This window comes from Rhodospirillaceae bacterium, assembly GCA_018660465.1.
Lineage (GTDB): Bacteria > Pseudomonadota > Alphaproteobacteria > Rhodospirillales > JABJKH01 > JABJKH01.
The window spans coordinates 1-6,214 of the sequence record JABJKH010000032.1 but is presented as its reverse complement, the minus strand read 5'-3'; the positions used below and the strand labels follow the sequence as shown (position 1 = coordinate 6,214).

The following is a 6,214-nucleotide window of genomic DNA, read 5'->3' as shown; positions in this document are numbered from 1 at the left end:
CGCAGCTTTCGGGTTGCCGAAGCGCGCTTGGTTTCTTTGGCTTTTTTCCGCCGTAGACGTGTTGCTGCCCGATCTGCGACGTGATCCAGCAAAAACCGTGCAGTTCTCGGGTCGCCTGAAAGCCAGTGATCGAAATGGTCGCGTAGCGCGTTCTCGACCAGCCGGGTTGCTTCCACAGTCGCAAGTCGTTCCTTGGTTTGTCCCTGAAACTGCGGATCACGAATAAAGACCGACAACATGATGCAGGCATCGCCAACAACGTCGTCGGCAGTGATGACCTTGGCCGCTTGTTTGTTGTTCAGTAGTTCAGCATGGGCGCGCAGGCCTTTTGCCAGGGCAGAACGAAGTCCGGATTCATGGGTGCCGCCTTGCGGTGTCGGGACCGTGTTGCAATAAGAGTTAAAGAATCCATCCTCATCCAGCGGCCACGCAACCGCCCATTCAACCGTGCCAGACCCGCTATTGAGCGTTGCCTGTCCAAAAAAAACGTTTTCTGTCAGGGTCTTACGATTCTCAAGATGGGTGTTCAAGAAATCGGCGAGACCGCCTGGAAAGTGAAGCGAAGCATTGGTTGGCGTCTCGTCGCCTTCTCTCACAAGTCCTTCATCGCAAGACCAACGAATTTCAACGCCCTTGAAAAGATACGCCTTCGAGCGCGCCATGCGGTACAATGTGGACGGCCTGAAATGAAATTTATCGCCGAAGATTTTAGGGTCCGGATGAAAGGTGATCGTCGTACCGCGACGGTTCTGAACCGCGCCATTGTTCACAAGCTTGGTGGTCGGCTTACCGTAGGCATAGCCCTGGGTGTAGAGTGTCCGGTTGCGCGCGACTTCGACGGTCAGCGAATTTGATAAGGCGTTGACCACAGAAAGACCTACGCCGTGTAATCCACCAGAAGTCTGATATGCCTTGTCTGAGAATTTTCCACCTGAGTGCAGGGTGGTCAGGATAACTTCCAACGCCGATTGCTTCTTGAACTTTGGGTGTGGGTCAACTGGGATGCCGCGACCATTATCAGATACACGGATCGTGTTGTCGGCACTCAGGTGTAATTCAATACGGCTGGCATGACCCGCGACAGCTTCGTCCATGGAATTATCGAGGATCTCGGCAACCAAATGATGCAAAGCGTGCTCGTCCGTGCCGCCGATGTACATTCCCGGGCGCCGGCGAACAGGTTCCAATCCTTCCAGGACCTCAATGTCCTTGGCGGAATAGCCACTTTCGTCCTGTGCTGCATTTTGGAAAAGGTCACTCATGGGTGTATTCTAAAAGTCCTTTGCCCTGCGGGCAAGCATGATACAGTTGATTTTCAAAGTGTGATGTCCATATCTTGTGGTTTTTGAGGAAATATGACGATGACAGAAGGCAGTACGGAACCGCGGGGGGAACTGGCGATTAGAGCCCAGGCGATGCCCAAAGACACGAACCCCAGTGGCGATATATTTGGCGGGTGGTTGATGTCTCAAATGGATATTGCGGGAGGTCTTACAGCTTCCATGCGGGCCAAAGGAAGGGTCGCAACAGTTGCAATAAAAGCCATGACGTTTCATCAACCGGTTAAAGTCGGTGATATCCTGTGTTGTTATTGCCATGTCGAGCGGATCGGAACGACGTCTCTATCCATATTGATAGAGGCGTGGGTCCTAAAAGGTCGGGCTGATCCGAAAAGGGTGAAAGTCACGGAAGGTGAATTCATTTATGTGGCCCTTGATGAGGACGGGAATAAACGACCTGTTCCTGCTTCTTAAAGCTTCGATCAATAAAGAAAATAAGGGCCCGGCGCAGAGGATTAAGAGCCTGGGGGGCTAAGCCGTTCTTCATGCCACTGGGGGTGGGGGATATGTGAAGACGACAAAATGCGCCGGGCCGATTCAGTTAGACCACCAGCATCCAGAAGTATCCGGCAGCAAAGACAGTTCCAAGGGCGACAAAGTCTTTTGTTAAATTTAACATCTGCATGGGTTCATTCCATTCTTTGGGTCAATTTTCTTAACAAATATACGGCTGTGACCGCTGTGTTTCGTTCGTTGATTGTGTTTTACACAAAAGAGAACAAAATAGCAACATTTATTTTTAAGCGCTTAAAATTAAGGCTTTCGCTCACTCGAATTTGATGTGGTTAATGAATAATAAAATGCTAGTCTTTATCTCATGAGATACATTTTGACCGCAATTATATTACTTGGAATGGCTGTTCAGCCGGCCCTTGCTGGTGATGTCGAAATCGTCAAAGTCCGGGCGTCGCAAAATTCTCCTGGGGTCTACAGCTTTAGCGTGACGCTGAAGCACGGTGACACCGGTTGGAAGCACTATGCTGATGGATGGGAAGTTGTTGGGCCCGATGGAATGGTGCTTGGGGTGAGAACGCTTTATCATCCTCACGTGAATGAGCAGCCTTTTACGCGGAGTCTCTCAGGCGTGAAGATTCCGGGTGGAGTTAAAGAGGTCCGCATTCGTGCCCATGACAAGGTTCACGGAACTGCTGCCAAAACCTACTCCGTTAAAGTGCCAGGGCGGTAGAACCCGCTATTAGCCCAGTCTGATAACTCCAAAAATATATGGTAGATTGCGACGTTTTCAGAAGTATTCCGATTCTGAGATTTTTCCTTTGTTCGCTCCCAATACGGCGTAACGTTCGAATTGTTAGGATCAATACCGTGTATACATCAGCAAAATTTTCTAAACCGTTTTAAAATTAGCAATGGATTGGCAGTACTGAACTGTTCATATAGACGATCTTCTATTTTTATCTGGTCTATGTTCCACACTTGATTTTGACGTTTATCGCCATCGGCCTTAAAAAACTGTACTTGGCTGGGGAGCTCGGAACGACCGTTAAAGTTGGCAAGTCCGACTAATAATTCCCCCTGTGACGGTCTATTGCGATTACTTTCGGTCTTGCCAGGGGCGACCACGGTATTAGTACGCTGCAAAATATACTCGTATTCCTGAGTGCCTCTCCTTACACTGTTGATAAGACCTAATTTTTCTGGGCAACCGGCTATCTGTAATATTACGAGAGGGAAGATGAGACCCAGCCCGCTACATTTTATGGTTTCGGTTCTAATTGTTTGGATGTCATGTTGAACATCGTTCGGGTTCTGGAACGTGTAGAATACCGTCGTTTTACCAGTGGCTATGCATCGAACCCGAACCTTTTCCTGAGCCGGGGTGATTAACCTTACAACCGATTGGAGCGAGATTTCGGCAAATCTGTCACTAAGCCAAAGGGATTTTTCCACGCGGAAATGATGATCGACCTGGCCATTTCATTTGAGTTGAAATTCGGCAAAGACTAAATAAGATATTCGTACATTTTTTCGCTAAACATGTTGGAAATATATATATATGAAAACAGCGCTAGCATATTTTGCCCTCATATTTGGAGTGTTGCTGTGCCCTCTGGCGGGCCAAGCCCAGGAACTTGAGAAAGTCAAAATTCAGCTTAAGTGGTTTCACCAATTTCAATTTGCAGGTTATTACGCAGCGAAAGAAAAAGGTTTCTACCGCGAAGAAGGCTTGGATGTTGAAATCGTCGAACGTGATCCCAAGAAAGATAATATAGAAGAGGTAATCAGTGGAAATGCGGAATATGGCGTTGCCGATTCTGGGTTGCTGTTATCACGCCTTCAGGGCAAGCCGGTCGTTATGCTTTCTCAAATTTTCCAGCATTCGCCGCTGGTATTTCTGACGCTTCGTTCATCAGGGTTGCGAACGCCGTTCGACTTGCTTGGCAAAACATTGATGGTCGATTCAGCGGGAAACGGCGACGCCCCGGTCAAGGCGATGATTCTCAAAGCACTGGGTAATCTTAACAAGGTCAAATGGAAACAGCATAATTACCAGTTCGGAGAACTCGTCGATGGCAAGGTTGATGCCATGTTTGCTTATATTTCAAATGAACCGCTTTGGTATCGGTCTCGGGGTCACGAGGTTAATATCATTGACCCGCGCGACCATGGGATTGATTTTTATGGCGACAATTTATTCGCCTCGGAAAAGGAAACGCGGGAACATCCAGAAAGGGTCGAGAAATTCTTACGCGCCTCCCACAAGGGATGGAAATATGCGCTCGAAAACAAGGACGAGATCATTGATTTGATCCTCCAAAAATATAATGAAAATAGCAAACGCTCTCGCCAACACCTCACATATGAAGCTGGTGAAATTGAAAAGCTGATCAATCATAAGTTTGTTGAGATCGGACATTACGAGGCGAGTCGTTTCAAAAAATTATGGAAATTTATACAGAACTTGGGCTCACCAACACCCAAAACATCGGTGGGGAGTTTTTCTACGCGCCAAAAAAATCTGCTGAGTTTCTGACGGATGCGGAGACTGCATGGCTCCGCAAACATCCAAAAATTCGCGTTCATAATGAGACCAATTGGCCGCCGTTTAACTTCGCCAAGGACGGTCAGGCAATGGGATTTTCAATTGACTATATGAATTTGGTCGCATCCAAGGTTGGGCTAAAGGTCGATTACATCACCGGACCGACTTGGAGCGAATTCCTCGGCATGATGAAGAGCGGCAAATTGGATGTCATGTTAAACATCGTTCAGACGCCTGAACGCCTGGAATACCTTCTCTACACCAAACCTTATGCCTCCAATCCCAATACCATCCTGAGCAGAAAAGATACACCCTACACCAGCCTGGAAGAGTTAGCCGGTAAGACCGTCGCTGTACCTAAAGGATTTTACCAAGAGGAAATCCTCAAAAGAGACTTCCCTCAAATCAAACTGCATTTAGTTGACGATGTGCTCGGCGGGATGAAAGCGGTGAGCTTCGGCCAAGCCGACGCGACGGTTGGTGAATTTGCAATCTTCAACCACCTCATCGAGAGCGAATTGATGACCGGTCTATTCATGTCCGGCGAATTGAAAATGGGAGCCACGGGTCTCGAAAAACTCTGGATCGCAACCCGCAAGGACCTGCCAGTCCTAAGATCGATCCTTACCAAGGCCATGACCGCTGTTTCAAGGGGCGAGAAGCAAAAACTCGTCAGCCGCTGGATTGCATCAGCGTCAAGCGAGCCGAAGCAGCCCGCTGATACTTCCTCGGCGGAAACATCAAAGACGGTCTTATTCTTTTTGATTTCAATATTTGGCCTCCTGGCCGCATTCGGCGTCATAGGAATAATCCTGAAGCGATCAATGGGGAACAGAGACATCTCGACCTTCTTTGGTGCGCCAGGGTTCAGAATTTCTATCATGGCCGGGCTTAGCCTTCTGGTTGCCGTTGTCGCAATCATGAATTGGCTGGCGATATCGGATAGCAAAGAACGAGTGGTCAAAGGTATTGGCGAAGAATTGCAAATCGTCCTTAGCAGTTCCATAGAGCGCCTGAACATTTGGGTATCACAAAAACAGGCATTCCTCCGTCAACTTGGAAAGGACAGGGAGCTTGTAAAGATAACTCAAGAACTTCTTAAGGCTGATCGTGAGTCCTCTTCTCTCGGACGCTCGCTCGCGGTGCGTGAAGCAAGGGCATTTTTCACCTCCAACGAACAATTTGGTTCGACCGGATTTTTTATTATCGCACCAGACAAAATAAATATTGGGGCCCGAGAAAATGCCAGTTTGGGGACACTAAATTTAATTGCCGAGAAACATCTGGGCTTGATCGAAAAAGCCTTCAAAGGTGAGACTGTCTTCGTCCCTCCCATTCGTTACGACGTCAAACGGGGTGCAGGCGCTACTGTCAGCGCCAAAAATCAGCCCCTAACAATGTTTATCGCGACCCCAATTATCGATGAAAACGGCTCCGTTTTGGCAGTCTTAGCGGAGCACATTCCATCCCATGGTGCCTTGTCGAGAATTCTCCAATTTGGCCGCGTCGGAAAATCGGGTGAAACCTATGCCTTTAACGGCGAAGCTAAAATGGTCAGTGAGAGCCGGTTCAAGGATGATTTGGTAGCGCTCGGATTAATCAGCAATCAGTCAAAAATTGGGGCGGAATTAGATATTCGTGACCCGGGTGGCAATATGACTCAAGGGTACCAGCCAAACACCGACCCGGCTGATAGATCTATGACCAAGATGATTGTGGGCGCACTGAAATTAAGAAACTCGAAAACCAAGACTGCTCAATCAGAACCCTCGGTTAACACCGGTGGCTATCCAGATTATCGCGGTGTTCCCGTCGTCGGAGCATGGGCTTGGCTTCACCAGCTTGGCCTTGGGGTGGCCACGGAAATGGATGT

5 protein-coding genes are annotated in these 6,214 nt (G+C 48.4%); 4 read left to right on the top strand and 1 reads right to left on the bottom strand.

What is annotated here, in order from left to right; all coding sequences use genetic code 11:
* Positions 1-1,262: DNA topoisomerase IV subunit B (locus HOM51_05755; GenBank protein MBT5034008.1), on the bottom strand; the 1,262-nt coding region annotated here is incomplete at its 3' end.
* 99 nt (positions 1,263-1,361) lie between these two features.
* On the opposite strand from HOM51_05755, the gene HOM51_05750 reads away from it, so the two are divergent.
* The 4 genes from HOM51_05750 to HOM51_05735 all read left to right on the top strand — a co-directional run.
* Positions 1,362-1,754 carry an acyl-CoA thioesterase gene (locus HOM51_05750; GenBank protein MBT5034007.1) on the top strand — a complete coding sequence of 131 codons (393 nt, stop codon included), beginning with the start codon at positions 1,362-1,364 and terminating at the stop codon, positions 1,752-1,754.
* Between the two features lie 403 nt (positions 1,755-2,157).
* Positions 2,158-2,526 (top strand): hypothetical protein, encoded by a 369-nt coding sequence (locus HOM51_05745; protein ID MBT5034006.1) that lies wholly within the window; start codon positions 2,158-2,160, stop codon positions 2,524-2,526.
* An 828-nt stretch (positions 2,527-3,354) separates the two neighbouring features.
* The gene (locus HOM51_05740; GenBank protein ID MBT5034005.1) at positions 3,355-4,332 is read left to right on the top strand and encodes an ABC transporter substrate-binding protein; all 978 of its coding nucleotides are present in this window, start codon (positions 3,355-3,357) and stop codon (positions 4,330-4,332) included.
* A partial coding sequence (locus HOM51_05735; GenBank protein ID MBT5034004.1) for a transporter substrate-binding domain-containing protein occupies positions 4,242-6,214 on the top strand: 1,973 nt, incomplete at its 3' end. The genes HOM51_05740 and HOM51_05735, both read left to right, overlap by 91 nt.

Excerpts from the sequence above, each read along its gene's own strand:
- HOM51_05750 (MBT5034007.1), top strand. The coding sequence starts at position 1,362 with ATGACAGAAGGCAGTACGGAACCGCGGGGGGAACTGGCGATTAGAGCC.
- HOM51_05745 (MBT5034006.1), top strand. The coding sequence starts at position 2,158 with ATGAGATACATTTTGACCGCAATTATATTACTTGGAATGGCTGTTCAG.
- HOM51_05740 (MBT5034005.1), top strand. The coding sequence starts at position 3,355 with ATGAAAACAGCGCTAGCATATTTTGCCCTCATATTTGGAGTGTTGCTG.